This is a genomic window from Janibacter alkaliphilus (assembly GCF_013408565.1).
Taxonomy (GTDB): domain Bacteria; phylum Actinomycetota; class Actinomycetes; order Actinomycetales; family Dermatophilaceae; genus Janibacter; species Janibacter alkaliphilus.
Genome location: NZ_JACBZX010000001.1, coordinates 2,289,409 through 2,314,119, shown reverse-complemented (window position 1 = coordinate 2,314,119; position 24,711 = coordinate 2,289,409). Strand labels below are relative to the sequence as shown.

General features: G+C 74.7%; 21 protein-coding genes. 3 read left to right on the top strand and 18 right to left on the bottom strand.

Translation table 11 applies throughout. The features are described from left to right. Positions 1-101: 101 nt before the first annotated feature. The 18 genes from BJY28_RS16650 to mraZ all read right to left on the bottom strand — a co-directional run bounded on the left by BJY28_RS16650 (position 102) and on the right by mraZ (position 19,704). Positions 102-1,094, bottom strand: coding sequence for a DivIVA domain-containing protein (locus BJY28_RS16650; RefSeq protein WP_179463073.1), 993 nt, complete (start codon positions 1,092-1,094; stop codon positions 102-104). Positions 1,095-1,167: 73 nt separating this feature from the next. Next, positions 1,168-1,443, bottom strand: coding sequence for a YggT family protein (locus BJY28_RS11110; protein ID WP_179463072.1), 276 nt, complete (start codon positions 1,441-1,443; stop codon positions 1,168-1,170). Positions 1,444-1,485: 42 nt separating this feature from the next. Continuing rightward, complete coding sequence (locus BJY28_RS11105) at positions 1,486-1,959, bottom strand: cell division protein SepF (RefSeq protein ID WP_179463071.1); 474 nt, start codon at positions 1,957-1,959, stop codon at positions 1,486-1,488. Between the two features lie 53 nt (positions 1,960-2,012). Then, complete coding sequence (locus tag BJY28_RS11100; protein WP_218875305.1) at positions 2,013-2,774, bottom strand: YggS family pyridoxal phosphate-dependent enzyme; 762 nt, start codon at positions 2,772-2,774, stop codon at positions 2,013-2,015. Positions 2,775-2,805: 31 nt separating this feature from the next. Then, entirely contained in the window at positions 2,806-3,567 is a 762-nt protein-coding gene (locus BJY28_RS11095; protein WP_179463070.1) for a laccase domain-containing protein, read from the bottom strand. A gap of 30 nt (positions 3,568-3,597) precedes the next feature. Further along, on the bottom strand, positions 3,598-4,878 hold the full coding sequence (gene ftsZ / locus BJY28_RS11090) for a cell division protein FtsZ (RefSeq protein ID WP_179463069.1): 1,281 nt from the start codon (positions 4,876-4,878) through the stop codon (positions 3,598-3,600). A gap of 235 nt (positions 4,879-5,113) precedes the next feature. Next, positions 5,114-5,917 (bottom strand): cell division protein FtsQ/DivIB, encoded by an 804-nt coding sequence (locus BJY28_RS11085; RefSeq protein ID WP_179463068.1) that lies wholly within the window; start codon positions 5,915-5,917, stop codon positions 5,114-5,116. Then, the gene (murC, locus tag BJY28_RS11080) at positions 5,914-7,362 is read right to left on the bottom strand and encodes a UDP-N-acetylmuramate--L-alanine ligase (RefSeq protein ID WP_343037074.1); all 1,449 of its coding nucleotides are present in this window, start codon (positions 7,360-7,362) and stop codon (positions 5,914-5,916) included. Before murC ends, BJY28_RS11085 begins: the two co-directional genes overlap by 4 nt. Further along, complete coding sequence (gene murG, locus BJY28_RS11075; RefSeq protein ID WP_179463067.1) at positions 7,355-8,467, bottom strand: undecaprenyldiphospho-muramoylpentapeptide beta-N-acetylglucosaminyltransferase; 1,113 nt, start codon at positions 8,465-8,467, stop codon at positions 7,355-7,357. The genes murC and murG overlap by 8 nt, the downstream gene beginning before the upstream one ends. Then, positions 8,464-9,738 (bottom strand): putative lipid II flippase FtsW, encoded by a 1,275-nt coding sequence (ftsW, locus tag BJY28_RS11070; protein WP_179463066.1) that lies wholly within the window; start codon positions 9,736-9,738, stop codon positions 8,464-8,466. The genes murG and ftsW overlap by 4 nt, the downstream gene beginning before the upstream one ends. Positions 9,739-9,741: 3 nt before the next feature. Beyond that, entirely contained in the window at positions 9,742-11,223 is a 1,482-nt protein-coding gene (gene murD, locus BJY28_RS11065; RefSeq protein WP_343037073.1) for a UDP-N-acetylmuramoyl-L-alanine--D-glutamate ligase, read from the bottom strand. Beyond that, positions 11,220-12,302 carry a phospho-N-acetylmuramoyl-pentapeptide-transferase gene (gene mraY / locus BJY28_RS11060; protein ID WP_179463064.1) on the bottom strand — a complete coding sequence of 361 codons (1,083 nt, stop codon included), beginning with the start codon at positions 12,300-12,302 and terminating at the stop codon, positions 11,220-11,222. Before mraY ends, murD begins: the two co-directional genes overlap by 4 nt. Then, positions 12,299-13,765 carry a UDP-N-acetylmuramoyl-tripeptide--D-alanyl-D-alanine ligase gene (locus BJY28_RS11055; protein WP_179463063.1) on the bottom strand — a complete coding sequence of 489 codons (1,467 nt, stop codon included), beginning with the start codon at positions 13,763-13,765 and terminating at the stop codon, positions 12,299-12,301. Before BJY28_RS11055 ends, mraY begins: the two co-directional genes overlap by 4 nt. Then, positions 13,762-15,297: a UDP-N-acetylmuramoyl-L-alanyl-D-glutamate--2,6-diaminopimelate ligase gene (locus BJY28_RS11050; RefSeq protein ID WP_179463062.1), complete on the bottom strand. Its 1,536-nt coding sequence runs from the start codon at positions 15,295-15,297 to the stop codon at positions 13,762-13,764. Before BJY28_RS11050 ends, BJY28_RS11055 begins: the two co-directional genes overlap by 4 nt. Before the next feature lie 11 nt (positions 15,298-15,308). Beyond that, on the bottom strand, positions 15,309-17,105 hold the full coding sequence (locus BJY28_RS11045) for a peptidoglycan D,D-transpeptidase FtsI family protein (protein ID WP_179463061.1): 1,797 nt from the start codon (positions 17,103-17,105) through the stop codon (positions 15,309-15,311). Between the two features lie 446 nt (positions 17,106-17,551). Then, positions 17,552-18,148, bottom strand: a complete 597-nt coding sequence (ftsL, locus tag BJY28_RS11040) for a cell division protein FtsL (RefSeq protein WP_179463060.1) — start codon at positions 18,146-18,148, stop codon at positions 17,552-17,554. Continuing rightward, positions 18,145-19,149 carry a 16S rRNA (cytosine(1402)-N(4))-methyltransferase RsmH gene (gene rsmH, locus BJY28_RS11035; protein WP_179463059.1) on the bottom strand — a complete coding sequence of 335 codons (1,005 nt, stop codon included), beginning with the start codon at positions 19,147-19,149 and terminating at the stop codon, positions 18,145-18,147. The genes ftsL and rsmH overlap by 4 nt, the downstream gene beginning before the upstream one ends. Before the next feature lie 123 nt (positions 19,150-19,272). Next, the gene (gene mraZ / locus BJY28_RS11030) at positions 19,273-19,704 is read right to left on the bottom strand and encodes a division/cell wall cluster transcriptional repressor MraZ (protein WP_179463058.1); all 432 of its coding nucleotides are present in this window, start codon (positions 19,702-19,704) and stop codon (positions 19,273-19,275) included. A gap of 327 nt (positions 19,705-20,031) precedes the next feature. On the opposite strand from mraZ, the gene BJY28_RS11025 reads away from it, so the two are divergent. From BJY28_RS11025 to BJY28_RS11015, 3 genes are read left to right on the top strand one after another with little or no spacing between them, the layout of a single operon-like run. Next, the gene (locus BJY28_RS11025) at positions 20,032-21,048 is read left to right on the top strand and encodes an AAA family ATPase (protein ID WP_343037072.1); all 1,017 of its coding nucleotides are present in this window, start codon (positions 20,032-20,034) and stop codon (positions 21,046-21,048) included. Positions 21,049-21,085: 37 nt separating this feature from the next. Continuing rightward, positions 21,086-22,309 carry a DUF58 domain-containing protein gene (locus tag BJY28_RS11020; RefSeq protein ID WP_179463057.1) on the top strand — a complete coding sequence of 408 codons (1,224 nt, stop codon included), beginning with the start codon at positions 21,086-21,088 and terminating at the stop codon, positions 22,307-22,309. A 2-nt stretch (positions 22,310-22,311) separates the two neighbouring features. After that, positions 22,312-24,579, top strand: a complete 2,268-nt coding sequence (locus BJY28_RS11015) for a transglutaminaseTgpA domain-containing protein (RefSeq protein ID WP_246313780.1) — start codon at positions 22,312-22,314, stop codon at positions 24,577-24,579. Positions 24,580-24,711: the final 132 nt, after the last annotated feature.

Sequence of the window (24,711 nt, the reverse complement as noted above, 5' to 3'; positions counted from 1 at the left end):
AGGTTGACCGCAGGGTACCTGCACGGCGCGCCGCGCGGGGCGGCGGGGGACGACGAGGGCGGCCCCGGGGGTGAGCCCCCGGGACCGCCCGTCGTCGTGGGTCAGCCCTGCTGCGAGGTGCCGACCTCCACCCCGGTGCTCTCCAGGGTGCTCAGCTGGCCGGTGATGTACTCCTTGAGCCGGCTGCGGTAGTCCTTCTCGAAGGCGTTGAGCTCGGCGATGCTCTGCTCGATCGAGGCCTTCTGGCTGTTGAGGTCCTCCAGCACCCGGGAGCGCTGCTCCTCGGCCTCGCCGATCATCCGGTCCCGCTCGCTGGTGCCCTCGCCGACGAGCTCGTCGTGGCGGGTCTGGGCCTGCGCGAGCAGGTCGTCGTGCTGGCTCTGGCCCTCGGCCAGCAGCTTGTCGTGCTGGCTCTGACCCTCGGCCACGTGCTCGTCGTGCAGCCGCTGGGCGAGCGCGATGAGGCTGCTCGCCGAGGCGCCCTCGCCGGACGCCGCCGCGGTCATCTGGTCGCTGCCGGAGGTCGCAGCCGCGGCCTCGCCCCGGGCGCTGGCGTCCGCCTCGGCCTGATCGGCGTCGGCGGCGGCCTTCTCGATGCGCTCCTGGGCGGCGCGCTCGGCCTCCTCGGCCCGTGCCTGCGCCGCGGCCACGCGCTCGTCGGCGTCGACCTCGGCGGCCCGGGCGGTCTCGTCGCCCTCGGCCCGCTCGGCGTCCGCACCGGCCGCGGCGTCGTCGGCCTCGGCGAGGCGACGCTCGGCCTCCTCGCGGGCGGTCGTCTCCTCCTGCAGCCGGGCCTCCAGCTCGGCCACCCGTCCGCTGAGCTCGTCGCGCTCGGCGGAGGTCGCGGCGCTGTCGCCGTCCTCGTCACCGGGGATGGAGGTCGCGGCCGCCGCGCTGCTGGAGCCGGTGGACGCGGCGCCGCTGGTGGGACCGTCCTCGACCTGCGCACGCAGGTCGTCGGAGTCCTTGACCAGACGACGCATCTCGGCGACGACCTCGTCGAGGAAGTCGTCCACCTCGCGCTCGTCGTAGCCGCGTCGGAACTGCGTCTGGGTGAAGGTCTTGTTGAGGACGTCCTCGGGCGTCAGCGCCATCTTTCCTCCTGGGTGGGGTGGTCTTCGGCCTGGCCGCGGGGGGTTCTCACCCGCAGGCTACCTCTGCCCCAGCCTAGACGATGCTCAGCAGCAGGGAGACACCGAGGATGAGCACGAGGAAGGCGAGGTCCAGCGAGATCGACCCCAGGCGCAGCGGCGGGATCACCCGCCGCAGCGCCTTCAGCGGCGGGTCGGTGAGGGTGTAGATGAGCTCGGCGATGACGAGCACGGCGCCGCGCGGGCGCCACTCCCGGGCGAAGACCTGGACCCACTCCAGCACCAGCCGACCGATGAGGACGAGGAAATAGAGGTAGAGCACCAGGTAGATGACGGCGCGCACCGACTCCACGGGTACCTCCTGGCTGCGGGACGGGGGTGCTGACCGGGGCGGTCAGCTCTGGTTGAAGAGCGCCCGCGGCTGCGCGCCCTCGGCGCCCTCGGCGTCGACCTCGATGTGCTCCGGGCTGAGCAGGAAGACCTTGTTGGTGACCCGCTCGATCGAGCCGTGCAGACCGAAGACGAGGCCGGCGGCGAAGTCGACGAGCCGCTTGGCGTCGGCGTCGTCCATGTCGCTGAGGTTCATGATGACCGGGGTGCTGCTGCGGAAGCTCTCGCCGATCGACCGGGCGTCGTTGTAGGTACGGGGGTGGATCGTCGTGATCCGGTTCATCTCGGTGACCTCCACCTCGCGCACGGCCGAGGCGGGGACCCGGTGCAGCGGGGTGACCTCGGCGGTGCGGCTGTCCTCGTCGACGTAGTCGTGGCCCTCGTCGTACTCGTCGGCGTAGTACTCGTCGTGGTCGTACTGGCGACGGTCCTCCTCGGCGAGCCCCAGGTAGACCATCGCAGTGCGCAGTGCCGTCATCGCTTCCTCATCCTTTGCCCCGGTCGGCGGGCCGTCGTCGGTCGCGACCGAAGTTACCGCTGGGGCGGACGAGATCCGAGGATTGCCGTGCCGACACGCAGGTGTGTCGCCCCGTGGCGTACCGCGGCCTCGAGGTCGCCGCTCATCCCGGCGGAGATCCACGTGGCCTCCGGGTGCTCCTGCTGCAGCCGGGCGGACAGCTCGGCGAGCCGGGCGAAGGCCTCGTCCGGGTCGCCGTCGCGGGGCGCGACGGCCATGAGCCCGCCCAGGCGCAGCGGCGAGCGGGCCACCTGGGCGGCGAGATCCGGCAGGTCCTCGGGGGCGGCTCCCCCGCGCGTCGCCCCGGAGGCACCGGACACCTCGACGGCGCCGGCGGCGCCGAGGTGACCCGGCTCGTCGAGGTTCACCTGGAGCAGCACGGTCAGCTCGCGCCCCGCGGCCTCGGCGCCGCGGGCCAGCCCGCCGACGAGCTTGCCGCGGTCCACCGAGTGCACCACGTCGGCCCACCGGGCCACCGCGCCGGTCTTCTTCGACTGCAGCTGGCCGACGAAGTGGGTGCGCACGCCGGGCGGCGGTCCGCCGGCCTCGGCGAGCTTGGCCGAGGCCTCCTGCTCCCGGTTCTCCCCGACGTCGCGGACGCCGAGGTCGACGAGGTGGTCGAGGTCGGCGCGGGGGAAGTGCTTGGTGATCACCACCAGGGTCGGCGGCTCGTCCCGGCCGGCGTCCGCGGTGGCGGCGGCGATCCGTGCGCGCACCTCCTCGAGCCGCTCGGCCAGCTCGGCCCGTCGCCGCTCGGGGTCCATGTCGTCACTCATCGTCGTCGCTCGTCGTCGTCGCTCGTCGTCGTCACACGTCGCTCGCGGCCACCGCGCGGGCCGTCGGGGCGCGTCCGACGACCCCGGCGAACCGGCCGGTCACCCCGTCACGGCGGTGGGAGTACCAGCGGCGGTCCTCGCGGGCGCAGCCGGGCACCCAGGTGAGCGGCACCTGCGCCGCGGTGAGCTGCGCGACCACGCCGGCGGCGACGTCGATGGCCGGGGTGCCGGTCCAGCTGACCGCGACCGCGGCCGGAGCCGCGTCGGCCGCCTGGTCGCGCATCTGGGCGGGCACCTCGTAGCAGCGCCCGCAGACCGAGGGTCCGACGGTGGCTTCGAGCCGTCCGGCGCCCAGGTCGCGCATCGCGGCGACGAGGGCCGGGACGACGCCGGCGAGCATGCCGGGCCGACCGGCGTGCGCGACCCCGACCAGCGGCACGTCGAGGTCGTGCAGCAGCACCGGGGTGCAGTCGGCGACCAGCACCCCGAGGCCGAGGCCGGGCAGGTCGGTGACCATGGCGTCGGCGGTGCCCACCCCGCCGGTGGGGCTGGGCTCGCGCCGTAGCACCTCGTCGGTGACGTGCAGCACCTCGGCGCCGTGCACCTGGTCGGCCAGGACGAGGCGCAGCCCGGTGGCCTGCTCGACCAGCTCGCGGTTGGCCCGCACCCGCTCCGGGTCGTCACCGACGTGCCCGCCGAGGTTCAGCCCGTCGTAGACGCCCTGGCTCACCCCGCCCGAGCGGTCGGTGAAGGCCCGGACGAGGCCGTCCTCGGTGCCGGACCAGGCGAGCACGGGCGGGCTGCTCCTCGACCTGCGTGCGGACTACTTGAGGAAGTCCGGGACGTCGAGGTCGTCGCCGTCGTCGAAGGTGACCTGCCGCGGCGGGGTCGGCTGGCCGCCGCGCGGCTGGCCCGGCTGCGACTGCTGCGGGGGCTCCGGCTCGTCCGCCGGGCCCTCGTCCTCGACCGGCTCGGCCGCGACCGGCTGGGGGCCCGCGGGCGGCTGCTCGGCGGGAGCGGCCGGCTGCTGCCGCGGCGGGGTGCCGGCGGGCTGCGCGGCCGGGGTGGCCTGGGGCTGGGCCCCCTGCCCGTTGCCCTGGCCCGCGCCGCCGGCCTGGACGGTGCCCAGAGCCCGCTCGTCGGGGCGGTGCTGCGGGGTGCCGCCGTCGAAGCCTGCAGCGATGACGGTGACCCGCACCTCGTCGCCGAGCGCGTCGTCGATGACCGTCCCGAAGATGACGTTGGCCTCCGGGTGCGCGGCCTCCTGCACCAGCCGCGCGGCCTCGTTGATCTCGAAGAGGCCGAGGTCGCTGCCGCCCTGGATGGAGAGCAGCACCCCGTGGGCGCCGTCGATGCTCGCCTCGAGCAGCGGCGAGGAGATCGCCAGCTCGGCCGCCTGCACGGCCCGGTCCTCGCCGCGGGCCGAGCCGATGCCCATCAGCGCCGACCCGGCCCCCTGCATGACCGACTTGACGTCGGCGAAGTCGAGGTTGATCAGGCCGGGGGTGGTGATGAGGTCGGTGATCCCCTGGACACCGGAGAGCAGCACCTGGTCGGCGCTGCGGAAGGCGTCGAGCATGCTCACCGCGCGGTCGCTGATCGACAGCAGCCGGTCGTTCGGGATGACGATGAGGGTGTCGACCTCGTCGCGCAGCGCGCCGATGCCGGACTCGGCCTGGTTCGCCCGACGACGACCCTCGAAGGTGAACGGGCGGGTGACCACGCCGACGGTGAGCGCGCCCAGGCCCTTGGCGATCTTGGCGACGACCGGGGCGCCGCCGGTGCCGGTGCCGCCACCCTCGCCGGCGGTGACGAAGACCATGTCGGCCCCCTTGAGGACCTCCTCGATCTCCTGCGCGTGGTCCTCGGCCGCCTTCATCCCGACCTCGGGGTCGGCGCCGGCGCCCAGGCCCCGGGTGAGCTCGCGCCCGACGTCGAGCTTGACATCGGCGTCCGACATGAGCAGCGCCTGCGCGTCGGTGTTGATGGCGATGAACTCGACGCCCTTGAGGCCGACCTCGATCATCCGGTTGACGGCGTTGACGCCGCCACCGCCGATGCCGACGACCTTGATGACGGCCAAGTAGTTCTGGGCAGAAGCCACGGGGTTCTCTCCTGGTGTGCTGCGGTGATCGGCGGGCGAATGTCTCAAGGTGAACTCAAGGTGCAGGCTGAGCTCCCGCGATATGTGGGCAGACGGTATGCCCCGCGAGCCCCCTCGGGCAACCTCAACGGGCCTGTCTGGGCGTGTCGCGCGGATGAGGCGCAGGCGGCTCGGAACCCGTCGTCACACGAGTCACAGCAGCCACACCTGCACCAGCCTGGTCTCGACCTCAACCTCAGCCCTGCGGCTCGCCCGAGCTCTCGCCGTCCCGGGTGACCGGGGTGTCCGGCGCGGACACGTCGATCGTCGCCGGATCCTCCTCGAGGAGCACCTGCACGAGCTCAACCTTACGTTCAGACTCAGACTTGTCGCCCCACACGACGCGGGTCTCCCCCACCGCGAAGGAGACCTGGTCGGCCTCGTCGACCCGGATGTCGGCCACCCGCCCGCGCAGGCCGTCGGGCAGGGCCGCCAGCATCTCGCGGGCCGCGGCCACCCCGTCCGAGGTGACCTCGGCGCCGTCCTCGGCGGTGACCTCGGGGACGCCCTCCGGCACGCTGTCGACGCTGCGGAAGGTGACCCCCTCGAGATCCATGAGGCCGATGGCGCCGTCCTCGCCGGTCACCGCGAGGGCCGGCTCGCGAGGCGTGATCTCGACCGTCAGCGTCTGCGGCCAGCCCCGGCTGACGTCGGCGTGCGCCACCCCGCGCACCTGCTCGCGCAGCCGGTCGGCCAGCTCGTCGGTGTCCACCCGCGCCAGCGGTGTCCCGCTCTCCTCGAGCGCGACGTCCTCCACCGCCGTGACGTCCGGGTCGGCCGCGCCGGTCACCTCGACGTCGCCGACGGCCAGCAGCGAGGAGAACCCGAGCAGCCAGACCAGGGCGCCGACGATCACGACCGCCAGCGCCGCCAGCAGCCGGCGACGGCGCACCTGGCGGCGGGCGTCGGTGGCTCGCTGGGCGAAGCGCTCCCGGGTGGCCCGCTCGTCGGGGGCCCCGGCACGGGGGTCGCGGGCGCGGCCCGAGGTGCGCGAGCTCATCGGGCCAGTGCCCGCAGCAGGTCCGGCCCGAGCTCGGTGACGTCGCCGGCGCCGACGGTGAGCACGAGGTCGCCCGGGCCGGCCAGCGCGGCCACGTGACGCACCGCCGCCTCGCGGCCGAGCACCTGGGAGGCGGTCCCGGCGGCGCGCAGCGGATCGGCGACGAGGGCGGAGCTCACCCCCGGCAGCGGGTCCTCACGGGCGCCGTAGACCTCCAGCAGCACCACCTCGTCGGCCGGGGCCAGACCGGCGGCGAACTCGGCGGCGAAGTCCCGGGTGCGGGAGTACAGGTGCGGCTGGAAGACCACCAGCAGCCGGTGCTCCCCGGCGATCTCCCGGGCGGTGCGCACCACCGCCTCGACCTTGCCGGGGTTGTGGGCGTAGTCGTCGACGACGGTCACCCCGCCGACGACCCCCTTCGTCTCGAACCGGCGCCGGGTCCCGCCGAAGGCGGCCAGCCCCGCCAGCACCGCATCCGCCGGCACACCCAGGCCGGCCGTGGCCGCGAGGTAGGCGGCGGCCGCGTTGAGCAGGTTGTGCCGCCCCGGCACGGCGATCCGCAGCGTCTGCCCTCCCCCGGGCCCGGAGAGCCCGGCCGAGGCGGTGGTGCCGTCGAGCACCGGCTCGGCCAGCCGCAGGTCGGCGCCCTCGTCGAAGCCGTAGCCGAGCACCCGCAGCCCGGCCCGGCGGGCGCGGGCAGCGAGCCGCCGCGCGCCGGGGTCGTCGCTGCAGACGATGAGCAGACCGTCGTCGGTCAGGGTCTGCGCGAACTCCAGGTAGGCCGCCTCCACCGTCGGGTAGTCGCCGTAGAAGTCGAGGTGGTCGGGCTGGACGTTGGTCACCACCGCGACGTGCGGGTGGTAGGCGACGAAGGAGCCGTCGGACTCGTCGGCCTCGGCCACGAAGGCGTCGCCCTCGCCCAGGGCGGCGTTGGTCCCCTGGGTGGTCAGCTCGCCGCCGAGGGCGAAGGAGGGACGCTCCCCCGCCTCCTGCAGGGCGACCGTGAGCATCGAGGAGGTGGTCGTCTTGCCGTTGGCGCCGGCCACCGCGACCCGCCGCGAGGTCGCCATGGTGGCCGCCAGCGCCTGACTGCGGTGCAGCACCCGCAGGCCGCCGGCCCGGGCCGCGGCGAGCTCGGGGTTGTCCTCGCGGATGGCCGAGGAGACCACCACGGTGTCCACACCCGCCAGGTGCGCCGGGTCGTGACCGACCCAGACCTGGGCCCCGGCCTGCTCCAGGCGGTGCAGCAGCGGCGAGTCCTTGGCGTCGCTGCCCTGCACCGGCACGCCCGAGGCGAGCAGCAGCCGGACCACCGCGGACATCCCGGCGCCGCCGGCGGCCAGCACGTGCACCCGGCCCAGGTCGGTCACCGGCACCAGCGGGGCCCGCACGTCGAAGCGCGGGTTGCGCGGCACCTCGGGCAGCGGCGCGTCCGGGTCAGGCACGGGCGCCGCCCTGCTGCCACGCCCGGTCGACCAGGTCGGCCAGGGCGTCGTCCGCCTCGGGGTGGCCGATGGCCGCGGCCGCGGCCGACATCTCGGCCAGCCGCTGCGGGTCGGTGAGCAGCGGGACCAGGGTGCGCTCGACCCAGCCCGGGTCGACCACGGCGTCGTCGACGAGCAGCCCGCCACCGGCCGCGACGACCTCGGTGGCGTTGAGGCGCTGCTCCCCGTTGCCGATCGGCAGCGGCACGTAGAGGGCGGGCAGCCCGACCGCGGTCATCTCGCACACGGTGCTCGCCCCGGCCCGGCACACCGCCGCGTCCACGGCGGCGTAGGCCAGGTCCATCCGGTCGAGGTACTCGGTGACCACGTAGGGCACCTGCAGGTCGCCGCCGGCCGGCACGAAGGCCTTGCCGGCGCCGGCCGCGTGCAGCACCTGGACCCCGGCGTCGCGCAGCCCGGCGACAGCCCCGGCGAAGGCCTCGTTGAGCCGCTTGGCCCCGAGCGAGCCGCCGGTCACGAGCACCGCCGGCAGGTCCTCGCGCAGCCCCAGCTCGGCCCGGGCCTCGGCCCGACGGGCCGACCGGTCGAGGGTGCTGATCTCGCGCCGCAGCGGCATGCCGAGCACCTGCCCGTGGGCGAGCTCGGTCTGGCCGAAGGTGAGGGCGACATGCCGGCTGAGCCGGGCGCCGATGCGGTTGGCCAGCCCGGGGCGGGCGTTCTGCTCGTGGACGACGATCGGCACCCGGCGACGGCGGGCGGCCAGGTAGGCCGGGGTGGAGACGTAGCCGCCGAAGCCGACGACCACCTGGGCGTCGTGCTCGTCGATCGCCCGGCCGGCGGCGGCGACCGCCCGGGAGAGGTTGCCCGGCAGCCGGAGCAGGTCGGCGCTCGGCCTCCGGGGGAAGGGCACCTTGGGGACGGTGGCGAGGGGGTAGCCGCGCTCGGGCACCAGCCGGGCCTCCAGCCCTTCGCTGGTGCCCAGGGCGAGCACCTGGGTGTCGGGGTCGCGTCGGACCAGGCAGTCGGCGAGGGCGAGCAGCGGCGAGACGTGACCCGCCGTCCCGCCTCCGGCCAGCAGCACGCGTCGCGGGCGGTCGGGGGTCATGAGCTGGAGCTCCTCCTCAGCGGCAGCCGGCGGGCCATGCCGGCCAGCCGGGAGGGACGGGACGCGGCGAGCTCGGCCGCCCCCGGCTCGTGCCGGGCGAAGCTGAGCAGGATGCCGACGGCCACCATGGTGGTGACCAGCGAGCTGCCGCCGGCCGAGACGAAGGGCAGCGGCACCCCGATGACCGGCAGCATGCCGATGACCGCGCCGATGTTGATGGTCGCCTGGAGCAGGATCCAGGCGACGATGCCGGCGGTGGCCACCCGGACGAAGAAGTCGTCGATCCGGTTGACCAGGCGCATCCCGGCCAGGGCGAAGCCGGCCAGCAGACCGAGGATGGCGAAGGTGCCCAGCAGGCCCAGCTCCTCGCCGATGATGGCGAAGATGAAGTCGTTGTACGGCTCGGAGAGCCAGCCCCACTTCTCCCGGCTGCCGCCCAGGCTGACCCCGAACCAGCCGCCGTCGGCCAGGGCGTACCGCCCGTGCATCGGCTGGCGGCAGATGTCGTAGTAGAGCTGGCTGCCGGGGGCGCACTGCTCCGGGCTGAGCCAGATCCCGATGCGCTGCATCCGGTTGGCGCTCAGCTGGGCAGCGAGCAGCCCGAGCCCGACGAGGGCGCCGATGCCCAGGGCGAACCAGCGCAGCCGCACCCCGGCCGCGAAGAGCATGGCCACCGCCAGCCCGCAGATCACCATGGCGGTGCCGAGGTCGTGGCCCAGCATGACCAGCAGCAGCACGACCGCCACCCCGGGCACGAGGAAGGGGACGACGGCGTGCATCAGCGAGCCGAGCAGCTCGCGCTTGCGCTCGAGGAACAGGGCGCCGCCGAGCACCAGGCCGATCTTGGCGATCTCGCTGGGCTGGATGCTCACCGGGCCGAGGCCGAGCCAGTTGCGGTTGCCCTGGAAGCCGAAGCCCAGCGGGGTGAGCACGAGGGCCAGCAGCACCAGCGAGACGACGAAGGCGGGCACGGCCACCCGGCGCCAGAAGGTCACCGAGCGACGGGCGGCCCACCACATCGCCAGGGCGCCGACGGCGGCGAAGCCGGCCTGCTTGAGGAAGATCGCGAAGGAGCTGTCGTTCTCGCGCAGCGAGACGATCATCGAGGCGGACAGCACCATGACCAGCCCGAAGCCGACGAGCAGGCTGACCACGCCGAGCAGCAGGTAGTAGGTCGTCAGCGGCGACTCCAGGCTCTCCCGCCAGGCCTGGACCCTGGCCGGCCAGCGCAGCCCGGTGCGGCCCGAGCCACCGGCCGTGGTGCTGCTCATGGCCTACTCCTGACGTGCGTGCCGCTGCACCGCCTCGACGAAGGCGTCACCACGGGCCGCGTAGCTGGTGAACATGTCCATCGACGCCGCCGCGGGCGCCAGCAGCACCACGTCCCCCGGCCGGGCGAGGTCGTGGGCCCGGCGGACGACGAGGTCCATGGCTCCAGTGTCGGTCTCGGCGATGTCGATGACCGGGACATCGGGCGCGTGTCGCGCGACGGCCTCGGCGATCCGGGCCCGGTCGCGGCCGATGAGCACCACCCCGCGCAGCCGCGGCGCGGCCGTGGCGACGAGGTCGTCGACGTCGGCCCCCTTGAGCAGCCCGCCGGCCACCCAGACGACGTGCTCGTAGGCCTGCAGCGAGGCCGCCGCGGCGTGCGGGTTGGTCGCCTTGGAGTCGTCGATCCAGCGGACCTCGCCGCCGGTGGGCACCTCGGCGATCCGGTGCGGCTCGGGGCGCCACGCCCGCAGACCGTCGCGCACCGCCGCGGCGGGCACCCCGTGGGCGCGGGCCAGGGCGGCCGCCGCCAGCGCGTTGGCGAGCACGTGCGCGGGCACCTCGGGGGCGTCGCCGCGCAGGTCGTCGAGGGTGCCGAACTCGGCCGCGCTGGTCGCCCGGTCCGGCACGAAGGCACGGTCGGCGAGCACGTCCTCGACGACCCCGACCATGGACAGCCCGGGCACGCCGGTGGTGAAGCCGATCGCCCGGCAGCCCTCGCGCACCTCGGCCTGCTCCACCAGCCGCTCGGTGGCCGGGTCGGCGACGTTGTAGACGCAGGCGATCTCGGTCCCCTGGTAGATCTTCCCCTTCGCCGCGACGTACTCCTCGTAGGAGCCGTGCCAGTCCACGTGGTCCGGCGCGAGGTTGAGCACCGCCGAGGCCCGCGGTGCCAGGGTGCGGCTCCAGTGCAGCTGGAAGCTGCTCAGCTCGACGGCGATGACGTCGTAGGGCTCCGGGTCCTGGACCGCCTCGAGGATCGGGGTGCCGACGTTGCCGGCCGAGACCGCCCGCAGCCCGGCGGCGCGGAGCATCTCGGTGAGCATCTGCACGGTGGTGGTCTTGCCGTTGGTGCCGGTGAGCACCAGCCACGGCGCGGCCCCCTCGCGCGGGCGCATCCGCCAGGCCAGCTCGACCTCGCCCCAGATCTCGACGCCGGCGTCGGCGGCCGCGGCGAGCAGCGGCTGGGTCGGCGACCACCCGGGCGAGGTGACGACGAGGTCGATCTCCTCGGCCGGGTCGGGCAGCCGCTGCTCGTGGCCGGGCCCGAGCAGCAGCCGGGCACCGAGGATGTCCAGGATCGTGGAGCGCTCGGCCAGCGCGCCGCCCTCCTCCGGGGCCGTGGCGTCGACGACGGTGACCACGGCGCCGCGCTCCAGCAGCGCGTCCGCCGCGGCGAAGCCGGAGACCCCGAGGCCGGTGACGACGACCCGCAGGCCGCTCCAGTCCGCCTCGCGGTGGGTGAGCTCGCTCAGCGGGGCGCTCACGGCGCGCCCACGACCCACTCGGCGTAGAAGAGGCCCAGCCCCAGGGCGACGAAGAGCCCGGCGATGATCCAGAAGCGGATGACGATCGTCACCTCTTGCCAGCCGAGCAGCTCGAAGTGGTGCTGCAGCGGCGCCATCCGGAAGACCCGTTTGCCGGTGGCCTTGAAGGAGGCCACCTGGATGATCACCGAGAGGGTGATGGTGACGAAGAGGCCGCCGAGGATGACGATGAGCAGCTCGGTGCGGGAGGTGATCGCCAGGCCGGCCAGCGCGCCGCCGAGGGCCAGCGAGCCGGTGTCGCCCATGAAGATCTTCGCCGGCGAGCCGTTCCACCACAGGAAGCCGAAGCAGGCCCCCATCCCGGCCGCGGCCACCACCGCGAGGTCGAGCGGGTCGCGCACCTCGTAGCACTTGGTGCTCGGCGCCAGCCCGCAGGCCTGGTTGAACTGCCACACCCCGACGACGAGGTAGGCCGCGAAGACCATCACGCTGGCACCGGTGGCCAGGCCGTCCAGGCCGTCGGTGAGGTTCACCCCGTTCGAGGTGCCGGCGATCATGAGGTTCGCCCAGACGATGAAGAGGGCGGTGCCCACCAGCGGTCCGGCGAAGGCGAGGTCGAAGGCGGTGTCCCGCACGAAGGAGATCCGGGTCGAGGCCGGGGTGAGGTCGGCGTCGTTGGGGAACTGCAGGGCGAGCACGGCGAAGGCGACCGCCACCGCGGTCTGGCCGAGCAGCTTCTCCCAGGACCGCAGGCCGAGGCTGCGCTGCTTGCTGATCTTGATGTAGTCGTCGGCGAAGCCGACCAGCCCGAGCCCGACCATGAGGAAGAGGACGAGGATGCCGCTCCAGCTGGGCGGGTACCAGAGCACCAGGTGGGCGACCAGGTAGGCCAGCACGGTGGCGCCGATGATCACCGCGCCACCCATCGTCGGGGTGCCGCGCTTGGTGTGGTGCGAGGTCGGGCCGTCGTCGCGGATGAACTGCCCGTAGCCCTGCTTGACGAGCAGCCGGATGAACATCGGGGTCCCGAAGAGGGCCACGACGAGCGACACGCTGGCGGCGATCAGCACCGCTTTCACGAGGGGACCTCCATCTGGCTCGACCTGTCTCCGAGCCACCGTAGTCCGGCGTCGCGGCTGGACTTGAAGACGACCACGTCGCCGGGTGCCAGCTCGTCGGCCAGCACCGCCTCGGCGGCCTCGGGGTCGGGCAGGTGCCGCACCCGGGTCGACCGGCCTGCAGCGGGCTGGCCGTTCTGCGCAGCCTGCGCGGCCGGAGCAGCCTGCGCGGCCGGAGCCGCCTGCGCGGCCTCGGCGCCGGCGGCGATGCCTTCGCCGAGCTCGCCGACGGCGAGCAGCTCGTCGAAGCCCTCGGTCACGGCCCGGGCCCCCACCTGCTCGTGCAGCGCGCGGCTCTCCGGGCCCAGCTCGAGCATCGCGCCGAGCACCGCCCAGCGCCGGCCGGTGGCGTGCATCGCGGCCACGCCCTGCAGGGCGGCGGCCATCGAGTCCGGGTTGGCGTTGTAGGCGTCGTTGACGATCGTCACCCCGTCGGCGCGGGTGGTGACCTCCATCCGCCAGCGGCTCTCCGGGCGGGCGGCGGCCAGCGCGGCGACCACCTGCTCCAGGGGCAGGCCGGCGGCGAGGGCGACGGCGACCACGGCCAGGGCGTTGCCGACGTGGTGCCGGCCGACCAGCCCGAGCGCCACCGGGGCGCTGCCCTGCGGGGTGACCAGGGTGAAGCGGGCCCGGCCGCCCTCGTCGAGGGCGACCTGCTCGGCGCGCACCTGGGCCTGCGGCGACTCGCCGACGAGGACCACCTCGGCGCGGGTGCGGGCCGCCATCGCCAGCACCCGCGGGTCGTCGGCGTTGAGCACGGCCACCCCGTCCGCCGGGAGCGCCTCGGGCAGCTCGCCCTTCGCCTCGGCGACGGCGTCCAGCGAGCCGAACTCGCCGACGTGGGCGTGCCCGACGTTGAGCACCACCCCGATCCGCGGCGGCGCGATCTCGGTGAGGTAGGCGATGTGCCCGCGGCCGCGGGCGCCCATCTCGACGACGAGGTGCTCGGTGCGCGGGGTCACCCGGCAGACGGTCAGCGGCACCCCGACCTCGGAGTTGTAGGAGCCCTGCGGGGCGACGGTCTCCCCGGCCGTGGCCAGCACCGCGCCGAGCAGGTCCTTGGTGCTGGTCTTGCCCGAGGACCCGGTGATCCCGACGACGAGCATCCGGGGAAGCGCGTCGACGAGGTGCCGGGCCAGGGCGACGAAGGCGGCCTGCTCGTCGGGGACGACGATCTGCGCCAGGCCGTCGGTGGGGCGGGTGGTCAGCGCGGCGACCGCGCCCAGGTCGGCCGCGGCCGGCAGGTAGCGGTGACCGTCGGCCTGCTCCCCGATCCGGGCGACGTAGAGGCTGCCGGGGCCGGCCTCGCGGGAGTCGGTGACCACCGGTCCGTCCACGACGATCCGCGCCGCGGCGGCGGCGTCGGTGCCGTGCAGCTGCCCACCGGTCACCCGGTGGATCTCGGCCAGGGTCAGCGGGATCATCGGGTGCCTCCGGCGACGGTCGCGGCGAGGGCCTGCCGCAGCGCGTCGCGGTCGTCGTGCGGGCGAACCTGCCCGGCGATCTCCTGGCCCTGCTCGTGGCCCTTGCCGAGCAGCGCGACGGTGCCGCCGGGGCCGCCCGCGGCGGCCAGGGCGACCGCCCGGGCGATCGCCGCGTCCCGGCCGGGGACGACCTCGACGGTGGCCGGCCCCCCGTCGGCGCCGGAGGCCACGGCCTCCCGGATGAGCGCCGGGTCCTCGTCGCGGGGGTTGTCGTCGGTGACCAGGACGACGTCGGCGTGGGTGGCCGCGGCACGGCCCATGCCGGGTCGCTTGCCCTGGTCGCGGGCGCCTCCGGCGCCGAGCACGGCGACCAGGGTGCCGGCGGTCTGCGGGCGCAGCGCGGCCAGGGCGGCGGCCACCGCGTCCGGGGTGTGCGCGTAGTCGACGACGCCCTGCGGGGCGTCGGGGTCGTCGGTGCTGACCAGCTCCATCCGGCCGGGGACGCTCGGCGGCGCGAGCACTGCCTCGACCACCTCGTCCCGGGGGTGCCCGGCGACGATCAGGGCGAGCGCGGCCAGCGCGGTGTTGACCCGGTTGAAGTCGCCGGGCAGCGCCGAGCGCAGCGCGAGGCTGGCCCCGTCGGCGGAGGTGAGGGTGAGGTCGTGGCCGGCCGGGTCGCCGCCGATCCGCCAGTCGGCGGGCACGTCCTCGTGGCTGGAGACGGTGGTCACCGGCACGCCGGCCTGCTCGGCCAGCCGCCGGCCCCAGGCGTCGTCGACGCAGACCACCCCGGCGCGGGAGCGCTCCGGGGTGAAGAGCCGGGCCTTGGCGGCGAAGTAGGCCTCCATCGTGCCGTGGAAGTCGAGGTGGTCCTGGGAGAGGTTGGTGAAGATCGCGACGTCGTAGACGACCGCGTCCACCCGGTGCAGCTCCAGGGCGTGGCTGCTGACCTCCATGACGCAGTCGTCGGTGCCGCGCTGGGCCATCACTGCCAGCAGCGCGTGCAGGTCGGTGGTCTCGGGGGTGGTGCGCGCCGAGGCCACCCGCTCGTCGCCGATCCGGGTCTCGATGGTGCCGATCAGCCCGGTGGCCCGGCCGAGGGCTCGCAGCGCCGAGTCCAGCAGGTAGGCCGTGGTGGTCTTGCCGTTGGTGCCGGTGATCCCGAAGAGCCGCAGCCCGGGGTCGGTGGTGCCGTAGAGCGCGGCGCTCACCCGGCCCAGCCGGCCGCGCGGGTCGGTGCAGACCACCACCGGCAGGTCGACCCCGCTCTCGCGCACCAGCGCCTCGCCCGCCTCGTCGGTGAGCACCGCGACCGCGCCGGCGGCAGCCGCCTGCTCGGCGTAGCGGGCGCCGTGCACGTTGGCGCCCTGCAGCGCCGCCCAGAGGTCGCCGGGGCGCACCGTGGAGGTGGCCAGGGAGATCCCGGTGACGGAGGTGGCGCGGTCCCCGGTGACGTTCGCGTCCGGTCCGGCGACCTCGGCGAGGTCGCCGAGCGGCACGGCCGGGAGGCCGTCGGGGCGTGGGAGAGGCACGAGCGGGCAGCCTACCGGCCCTCGGGCAGGCCCTGGTCCCTGATGACACCGGGCGCGTCGTCGGCGGGCTCGTCGATCTCGATCTCGACCTTCGGGCTCTTCTCCCCGCTGGCCGTGGGCGGGACCTGCTGGTCCTGCAGGGCGTAGGTCATGACGTCCTTGAAGACCGGAGCCGCCACGGTGCCGCCGTAGTAGCCGTTGGTCGGGTCCTGCAGGATCACCGAGACGACCAGCTCGGGGTCGTCGGCGGGCGCGAAGCCGATGAAGCTGGCGGTCTTGCCCTTGTAGCCGTTGCCGTCCGGGTCGGGCCGGTCGGCGGTACCGGTCTTGCCGGCGACGCGGTAGCCGGGGATGCGGGCCTGCGGCGCCGTGCCGTCCTCGCTGACGACCCCTTCGAGCATGAGGCTGATCTGCTCCGCGGTGGTCTCGGAGATCACCCGGGAGCTCTCCGGCTCCGCGGAGGCCTCCCAGCCGTCCTCCCCCGCGTCGGCGGCCTTGGTCTCCTCGACCAGGCTCGGGCTGAGCCGGGTGCCGCCGTTGGCGATCGTCTGGAAGACGCTGGCGGTCTGCACCGCGGTGGTGCTCACGCCCTGCCCGTAGGTGACCGTGTAGGCCTGGACCGGGTCCCAGTCCTCGGCCGGGGCGAGCAGCCCGGAGGACTCGCCGGGGAAGCCGATGCCGGTCTTGCTGCCCAGGCCGAAGGCGCGGAAGTACTCCTCGAGGGTCTGCGGCTCCATCCGCTCGCTGATCAGCATCATCCCGGTGTTGCTGGACTCGGCCAGCGCCCCGGAGACCGTGCGGTACTGGGTGGGGTGCGGGTGCGAGTCGGTGATCGTCCGGTCGTAGCGGGTGAGGCTGTCCGGGATGACCATCGGGGTGTCCGGCTCGACCGCGTCCTCCTCCAGGGCGGCGGCCACGGTCATCACCTTGGCGGTGGACCCCGGCTCGAAGACGTCGCTGAAGGCGAGGTTGGCGAAGACGTTGTCCTGGTCGCCGATGTCGTTGGGGTCGAAGGTCGGGTAGCTGGCCAGGGCGACGAGCTGGCCGGTGTCGGCCTCCTGCACCACGACCGTCCCGGACTCGGCCTTGGTCTCCTTGACCTTGGCGGCGAGCGCGTTCTGGGCGTACCACTGCACGTCGTTGTCGATGGTCAGCCGCACGTCGGTGCCGTCGGTGGCCGAGCTGATCTCGGTGTCGGCGTTGGGCAGCCGCGAGCCGTCCTGGGCGATCTCGTAGGTGGCCGTGCCGGCGTCGCCGGCCAGCTCGTCGTCGAGCATGAGCTCCAGCCCGCCGCCGGCCGACTGGTCCTCCTGGACGAAGCCGACGAGGGAGGCCACGGTGGTCGACTGCGGGTAGCTGCGCTGGGTGGTCGGCTCGGAGTAGACGCCCGGGATACCGAGGTCGTTGATGGTCCGCCAGGTCTGTGGCGAGACGTTCTTGGCGATCACCCGGTAGCGCCGGTCGCCGGTGAGCTGCGGGGCGAGCTCGTCCGCGGTGGTGCCCAGCAGCGGCGCCAGGTCCTGCGCGGCCCCCTCGACGCCGACCGTGGTGGTCTGGCCGGAGACCCGCTTCTCGTACGAGGGGACGGCGGTCTGGTCGATGACGACGGTGCGGCGCTCGCGGCTGGTCGCCAGCACGGTGCCCTCGGCGTCGTAGATCGTGCCGCGGGTGGCCGGGATGGCCTCGGTCTGGCTGCGCGCGGCCAGCGCCTCGGCGGCCACGGCGTCGCTGTCGAAGCCCTGGATCCGCAGCAGCTGGGCGGCGAAGAGGCTGAGCACCATGAGCATGCCCATGGTGAGGGCGAGCATCCGGGTGCGCGGGTTGCCCGGGCGGGGGGCGGGACGCCCGGAGCCGCCGGGGCGGCGCGGGCCGCGTCCGCCCGGACCGCCGGGACCGCCCGATCCTCGCCGTGGCCGACGCGGGGGCGTGCTCCCGGGACCGGAGCGGGCCGGGCCTCTGCGGGCGGGACCGGAGTGGCCGGCCGGCCGGGTGCCCTTCGCCGGCACCGAGGCGGCCCGGTTCGCGGAGGGCTTGGCGGCGGGCTTCCTGGCCTGCCCGGGCTGCGGTCTCGCGGGCTTGCGCTGCGGGCGCTTCGGCTGGGCAGACGTCGCCCGTGCCGGCGTCCCCGAGGACGAGGGCCGGGCCGCGGATCCGCGCGTCGCGCCCTGCGGGGTCGTTCGCCCGCGAGCGGGTCGACGCTGGGTCAACGGGCTCTCCTTCACCTCGTCCGTGCCGGTCGCGCCGGCGGGTCTGCTCAGTCGCTGCTCTCGTCCGCGGACTCCTGCGCGGACGAGGACGACTCCTCCTGCGTCGAGCTGGCCGAGGCCGACTCCTTCTCGCTCTCCTCGCCCTTCTCGGACGAGGCCGACGACGAGCCCGAGCCGCTCTCCTTCTCGCTGCTGGCGCCCTCGGAGGCGGTCGCGTCCGTCGCCGCGTCCACGGTAAGACCCTCGGGTCGGGTGGCCGGCTCCGCCACGCCGAGCACGGCGCCCTTCTCCAGGTCGACGAAGGCGGCGCTGTCGGCGGGCACCATGCCGAGCTCGTCGGCCCGGTCGGCGAGCGCCTGCGGGGCGGAGCGCTCGTCGATGTCGTGGGTCAGCGACTCCTGGGTGTCGCTGAGCGCGGCGGAGCGCCCCTCGAGCCGCTGCACCTCGAAGGAGTCCTGGGCCATCGCGGTGTTCAGCCCGAGGACCGCGCCGAGACCGGCCAGCAGCAGGCTGAGGCAGAGCACCGGGAAGCGGACCGACCCGGAGGTGTCCTGCGGCGAGACCACCGCGAGGCGACGACGGTCGGCGGGTCGGCTCCCCCGCTCGGGGTCGCGGGCCAGCAGGCTGGTCATCATCTGGCTCATCGGGCGGTGCCTTCCGGTCGGCGGGGCGGACGGATGCGCTCGGCCGCGCGCAGGCGCACCGAGGCAGATCGGGGGTTCTCGGCCAGCTCGGCCGCGGTCGGGGTCTGCGCCCCGCGGGTGAGCAGACGCAGCTCGGGGGCGTGCTCGGGCAGCTCGACCGGCAGGTCCACCGGGGCGCTGCTGCGGGCCGCCGCGGTCAGCGCCCGCTTGGTGATCCGGTCCTCGAGCGAGTGGAAGGACAGCACCGCGATCCGGCCGCCGACGGCGAGCCGCTGCAGGGCGACCGGCAGCGCGCGCTGCCAGGTGACCAGCTCGGCGTTGACCTCGATCCGCAGCGCCTGGAAGGTCCGCTTGCCGGGGTGCCCGCCGGCCCGCTGGGAGGCGGCCGGGATGCTCTCGCGGAGCAGCTCGACGAGCCGGGCCGAGCGCTCGAAGGGGGCCCGCTCGCGCTCGCGCACCACCGCGGCGGCGATCCGCCGGGCGAAGCGCTCCTCGCCCAGCTCGGCGAGCACCCGGGCCAGCCGGTCCTGCGGGTAGGTGTTGAGCACCTCGGCCGCGGTGATCCCGACGGTGGGGTCCATCCGCATGTCCAGGGGGGCGTCCTGGGCGTAGGCGAAGCCGCGCTCGCTCTCGTCGAGCTGCAGCGAGCTGACCCCGAGGTCGAAGAAGATCGAGTCGACCGTGGCCAGGCCCAGGTCGTCGAGCACCTCGCCGAGCTCGTCGTTGACCGCGTGCACCAGGTCCACCCGGTCGGCGAAGGGGGCGAGCCGCTGCTCGGCCAGGGCGAGCGCCTGGGGGTCGCGGTCGATGCCGACGAGGCGGACGCCGGGGTGCGCGGAGAGCACCGCCTCGGCGTGCCCGCCGAGGCCGAGGGTGCCGTCGACGTGCACCGCCCCGTCGGCGGTCAGCGCCGGGGCGAGGTGCTCGGCCACCTCGGCCGGCATCACCGGCAGGTGCCGGCCGGTGGTCTCGTCGGCGGGCGGCTGGTGCGTGGTCATCATCGTCGCTCGATCCCGTGCTGGCGCGGTCCGGCTGCTGCCACCTGGTCCCCATCCGGGACGTTCCGGCGCGGGGGAAGTCGCGTCGGTGCCGTCTCGGCTGGAGGCCGGGCGGCAGCTGCCGGGTCACATCAGTCCCGGGATCACCTCCTCCGTCTGGTCGGAGAAGGCCTGCTCGGTGCTGTCCAGGTAGCCGGCCCAGGCGGTGGAGTCCCACACCTCGACCCGGCTGCCGGCGCCGATGACCGTGCAGTCGCGGTCCAGACCGGCGTACTGGCGCAGCGTGGCCGGGACGGTGACCCGCCCCTGCTTGTCCGGGATCTCGTCGCTGGCGCCGCTGAGGAAGACGCGCATGTAGTCGCGGGCCGCCTTGGAGGAGGTGGGGGCCTCCTGGAAGCGCTCGGTGATCCGGACGAACTCGTCCATCGGGAAGACGTAGAGGCAGCGCTCCTGCCCACGGGTCATCACCAGCCCGCCGGCGAGCTTCTCCCGGAACTTCGCGGGGAGGAAGAGCCGGCCCTTGTCGTCCAGCCGGGGGGTGTGGGTGCCCAGGAACATCGCGGCACCACCTCCCCTTCGGCTCGACCCTCGGCGCTCCGCCCGTTCCCTACATCCCCCACTTTACTCCACCTTGCTCGCTCAAGCACCCTCTAGCCGCATGATTCCTCGGTCAGATACCTACTTTTTCCCTGACATATCAAGGGTGGAGCGAAGTGGGGAGGATCTGCGCCCATGACTCCCGCAGGACGGCGGTGACGTCCGGACGGGCGCACCGACGACGAGCCCGGCGGCGGCGCGCGCCCAGCACGTAGGCTGGCGCGCAGTGACGTGGAGCGAAGTGGCACGGTGCGAGACCGCCACCGGCGATCAGGAGGTCGGCAGACCGTGACTCAGGACGCGACGACCCGGACGGCCCCGGCCGCCGGTCAGGTCGAGGACGACCTGGAGCAGGTGGTGCGCACCGGCGGGCAGCTGGCGGCGGCGATGAACGGGGTCCTCCAGGGCAAGCCGGAGGTGGTGCGGACCAGCATCATCGTGCTGCTCGCCGAGGGGCACCTGCTCATCGAGGACGTCCCCGGGGTGGGCAAGACGATGCTGGCCAAGGCGCTGGCCCGCAGCATCGACGCCTCGGTGCACCGGATCCAGTTCACCCCGGACCTGCTGCCCAGCGACATCACCGGCGTGAGCATCTTCAACCAGGACCAGCGCCGGTTCGAGTTCCGCCCGGGGGCGATCTTCGCCAACGTCGTCGTCGGCGACGAGATCAACCGGGCCTCGCCGAAGGCGCAGTCGGCGCTGCTGGAGTCCATGGAGGAGCGGCAGGTCACCGTCGACGGGCAGACCTACCCGCTGCCGGACCCCTTCATCATCATGGCCACCCAGAACCCGGTGGAGATGGAGGGCACCTACCCGCTGCCGGAGGCGCAGCGCGACCGCTTCATGGCTCGGGTGAGCGTCGGCTACCCGGAGCCGGCCAGCGAGGTGGCCATGCTCGACCAGCACGGCGCGAGCTCGCCGCTGGAGGACCTGCAGCCGGTCACCGACGCGGCCCGGATGGCCCGGGTGATCGCGGCGGTGCGCCGGGTGCACGCCGCCGAGGCGGTCCGCCAGTACGTCGTCGACCTCGCCACCGCCACCCGACGGCACCCGCAGATCCGGCTGGGCGCCTCGCCCCGGGCGACGCTGCACCTGCTGCGCGCCTCCCGCGCCCGGGCCGCGCTGAACCGGCGCGACCACGTGCTCCCCGACGACGTCCAGGCGGTCGCCGGGACGGTGCTGGCGCACCGTCTGCTGCTGACCTCCGAGGCGCAGATGGCGCGGCAGTCCCCGAGCACGCTGGTCTCGGAGATCCTGCAGCGCACCCGGGTGCCCGGGGCGGCGACGCCGCGCACGGCACGCTGAGGCCGCGGCGCACAGGCGAGACGGGCACGCTGACGACATGGGCACGCTCACCGCACGCGGACGTCTCTTCGTCCTCGCCGGGCTGGTGGTCGCCGGCGGCGGCATGACGGTCGGCCTGCGCAGCCTCACCTCGGTCGGCGCCCTGCTGGTGGTGCTGCCGCTGGCGGCGCTGCTGCTGGCGACCCGACGACCCGAGCTGCAGATCACCCGCAGCGTGCTGCCGCGGCGCGTGCCCGTCGACCAGCCCTCCGACGTGACCCTCGAGCTGCGCAACGTCGGTGAGCGACGCACCCCGGTGCTCCGGGCCGAGGAGGAGCTGGCCTACGCCCTCGGCGACCGGCCCCGGATGGTGCTGCCGCGGCTGCGCCCGCACGAGGCCACCGGGCTGACCTACCGGGTGCGCTCGCACGTGCGGGGACGCCACCGGCTGGGGCCGCTGACCGTGCGGGTGGCCGACCCCTTCGGCCTCGCCGAGCGCTCGGCGGTCCATCCCGGCGCCGCCGAGCTGACCGTCCTGCCACGGATCGAGCCGCTGGTCGGCGGGCCGAGCAGCCGCGCCGGGGCCGGCGGGGAGGCGACCCTCTCGCGACGGATCTCGCTGGTCGGTGAGGAGGATCCCTCGGTGCGGGAGTACCGCGTCGGGGACGACCTGCGCCGGATCCACTGGCCCTCCACGGCGCGGACCGGCGAGATGATGGTCCGTCAGGACGAGGAGCCCGGTCACCGCCGGGCCCTGGTGGTCATCGACGACCGGGCCGGCGCGCACGCCGGCGCCGGGTCCGGCGGGTCCTTCGAGTGGGCCGTCTCGGCGACGGCCTCGGTGGTCCACCGGCTCTTCGCCGAGCAGCACGAGGTGCACCTGGCCACGAGCACCGGCCCGAGCGGGGCGGCCGCCCCGATGGAGACGATCGACCACGCCCTCGACGTGCTGGCCGACCTGCAGCCGGTGAGCAGCTCGCTGCCCACCGGTCTGGTCGGAGCCGTCGGCGACTTCCACGCCAGCGGCAGCGGACTCGTCGTCGCCGTGCTCGGGCCCCTGCCCGACGAGGCCTGCGACCAGCTCGGCGGGCGCGGCGGGTCGTGCGTCGCGATGGTGCTCGACCGAGCCGGCTACCGCGGTCGTGGCGGCGAGACCGACGAGGCGACCGCGCGCACCCTGGCCCGGCTCGGCGCCGCCGGCTGGCGCACCGTGCGGGTCCGGCCCGGGGTGCGGGTGGCCGACGCCTGGGCCCAGGTCGTCCCGTCGGGGGTGACCACGTGAGGATGCTGCAGGCGGTGCCGGCCACGCTGGGCGCGGCGGCCACGGTGCTGCTGACGCTGCCGGTGCGCCCGCTCTTCGAGGACGACGCCTGGGTGGCGGACGCCGTCCTCGGCGTGCTCGTCGTGCTGCTCAGCGGCCTGGCCCTGCGCTGGCTCACCTCGCGGGCCGTGCTCGTCGTCGGTGGCCAGGCGCTGGCCTCCGGGGGCTACCTGCTGCACACCTACGTCGGGGAGACCACCACCTTCGGCCTGCCCACCGCGGCGACGATCGGCGCCGTCGGGGATCTGGTGACCGACGCCCAGCAGACCATCACCGAGTACGCGGCGCCGGCCCCGCTGACCCCGGGCGTGGCGGCCATGCTCGGCGGGATCGTCGTGCTGGTGGCCCTGGCCGTGGACCTCGCCGCGGCGACCGCGGACAGCCCGGCGATCGCCGGGCTCCCCCTCTTCTCGCTCTTCCTGGTCTCCACGGCCAACTCCGACGACGGCCTGCACTGGGGCTGGTTCGTCGCCGCGGCGCTGCTGTGGCTGGCGATGCTCGGCTACCAGGCGCGGGACTCGACGGAGCGCTGGACCACCGTGGTCGCCGGGGAGCGCGGCGGCCAGGACGCCGACAGCGCGCACCGCATGCTGGGGCGTCAGGCGATGCAGGTCGGGGTGCTCGCGCTGGCCGCCGCCGTGGTGCTGCCCGCTCTGCTCCCCCACCTGCCCCAGCGCTACCTGCTCGACGGGCTGGGCCGCGGCGGGGTCGGGGGCGGTCCGGGCGAGACCGTCCGGCTGTCCACCGAGCTGGACCTGCGACGCAGCCTGCGCTCCCCCAGCACCGAGCCGGTGCTCACCTACCGCACCGACGACCCGACGCCCGAGCCGCTGAGGGTGGCCGTCGTCGACCAGATCGCCGACGGCCGGGTCCGGATGAGCGAGCCCGGCCCGCAGCCGCCCGGCGGTCTGGAGGGCGACCCGCGGCCCGAGGCCGACCAGGACGTGCCCCGCCGCGAGCGCAAGATGAGCGTGCTGGAGAACGGTGTCGCCGCGCCCCAGCTGCCGGTCCCGGCGGGCCTGGACGTGCTCGACCTGGGCGGGACCAGCTACACCGTGGATGCCGCCGGCACCGTCACGGTCACCGAGGCGCCCGATGAGTACACCGCGGTCACCCAGGAGATCGAGCCGACCGAGGAGGACTTCCCGCCGAGCCTCGAGGGTGCCGGACCGCGGTCCGGGGCGGACCTGCTGGCCCTCGACCCGGCCTCGCAGCAGGCGGTCCGGGAGCTGACCGGGCAGGTCGTCTCCGAGGGCGCCGGGCCACTGCAGGCCGCCCGGCAGATCCAGGCCCACCTGCGCAGCAGCGCGTACACCTACAACCTCGAGCTCGAGCCGGCCGAGGACGGCGAGGACGCGGTGCTGCACTTCCTGCGCACCCGGACCGGCTACTGCCAGCAGTTCGCGACGACGATGGCCCTGATGGCGCGCGCCCGCGGGATCCCGGCCCGGGTCGGGGTCGGCTTCCTGCCGGGCACGAGCGAAGGGGACGAGCGGATCGTCCGCGCCTCCGACGCCCACGCCTGGCCGGAGCTGTGGTTCGACGGGGTGGGCTGGGTGCGCTTCGAGCCGACCCCCGGCTCCGACGCCGCCTCCACGCCGGGCTACTCGCTGCCGGGGGTGGACGAGGCGGACGGGAGCTCTGGGAGCAGCGAGGAGACCAGCAGCACGAGCACCAGCGCCAGCAGCTCGGCGGCCCCGTCGGCGCAGGAGGACATCGCGGCCGGGGCGACCGACGGAGCCCCGACCGACGACACGGCGCCGTGGTGGCGGTGGCCGCTGGTGCTGCTGCTCGGGCTGGTGCTCGCGCTGGCGGTGCTGCCGGTCACCGCGATCCTCGTGCGGCGTCGGCGCCCGGAGGACGACGCGGCCCGGGTGGAGCAGGAGTGGCAGGGGCTGGTCGTCCGGCTCGGCGATCTGGGCATGTCGCCCCCGGACGGAGCGACCCCGCGTCAGACCGGGGCGTGGGTGCAGCGGCGGGTGCCGGGCGATCCGGCCGCGACGGACCAGGTCGACCGGGTCGTGACCACCCTGGAACGCGCCCGCTACGCGCCGGACCCGGCGGTCCTGCCGGATATCGGCGACGACGTCGACGCGATCCTCGGGCGGGCCCGGCGCTCCCGTACCACCGGGCGACGAGCCCGGGCGCTGCTGTGGCCGGTCGAGGGTCGTCGCGCCTGGAGCGACGGCTGGCGCCGGCTCACCGACCGGCTCCCCTTCGCCGGGCGCTGACCCGCCCTCCCCCTTCTCGGGTGGAGGTGAACGGGTGGAGGTGAAGCAGCCCGGTGGAGGTGAACCAACGCGCCCCAGCGCGACGAGATACCTCCACCCACGCCGACTGGATCATCCACCCACCGGACATGG

Excerpts from the sequence above, each read along its gene's own strand:
- BJY28_RS16650 (WP_179463073.1), bottom strand. The coding sequence starts at position 1,094 with ATGGCGCTGACGCCCGAGGACGTCCTCAACAAGACCTTCACCCAGACG.
- BJY28_RS11105 (WP_179463071.1), bottom strand. The coding sequence starts at position 1,959 with ATGACGGCACTGCGCACTGCGATGGTCTACCTGGGGCTCGCCGAGGAG.
- BJY28_RS11100 (WP_218875305.1), bottom strand. The coding sequence starts at position 2,774 with ATGAGTGACGACATGGACCCCGAGCGGCGACGGGCCGAGCTGGCCGAG.
- BJY28_RS11085 (WP_179463068.1), bottom strand. The coding sequence starts at position 5,917 with ATGAGCTCGCGCACCTCGGGCCGCGCCCGCGACCCCCGTGCCGGGGCC.
- murG (WP_179463067.1), bottom strand. The coding sequence starts at position 8,467 with ATGACCCCCGACCGCCCGCGACGCGTGCTGCTGGCCGGAGGCGGGACG.
- ftsW (WP_179463066.1), bottom strand. The coding sequence starts at position 9,738 with ATGAGCAGCACCACGGCCGGTGGCTCGGGCCGCACCGGGCTGCGCTGG.
- BJY28_RS11055 (WP_179463063.1), bottom strand. The coding sequence starts at position 13,765 with ATGATCCCGCTGACCCTGGCCGAGATCCACCGGGTGACCGGTGGGCAG.
- BJY28_RS11045 (WP_179463061.1), bottom strand. The coding sequence starts at position 17,105 with ATGCTCGCCCTCACCATGGGCATGCTCATGGTGCTCAGCCTCTTCGCC.
- ftsL (WP_179463060.1), bottom strand. The coding sequence starts at position 18,148 with ATGAGCCAGATGATGACCAGCCTGCTGGCCCGCGACCCCGAGCGGGGG.
- rsmH (WP_179463059.1), bottom strand. The coding sequence starts at position 19,149 with ATGATGACCACGCACCAGCCGCCCGCCGACGAGACCACCGGCCGGCAC.
- mraZ (WP_179463058.1), bottom strand. The coding sequence starts at position 19,704 with ATGTTCCTGGGCACCCACACCCCCCGGCTGGACGACAAGGGCCGGCTC.
- BJY28_RS11020 (WP_179463057.1), top strand. The coding sequence starts at position 21,086 with ATGGGCACGCTCACCGCACGCGGACGTCTCTTCGTCCTCGCCGGGCTG.
- BJY28_RS11015 (WP_246313780.1), top strand. The coding sequence starts at position 22,312 with ATGCTGCAGGCGGTGCCGGCCACGCTGGGCGCGGCGGCCACGGTGCTG.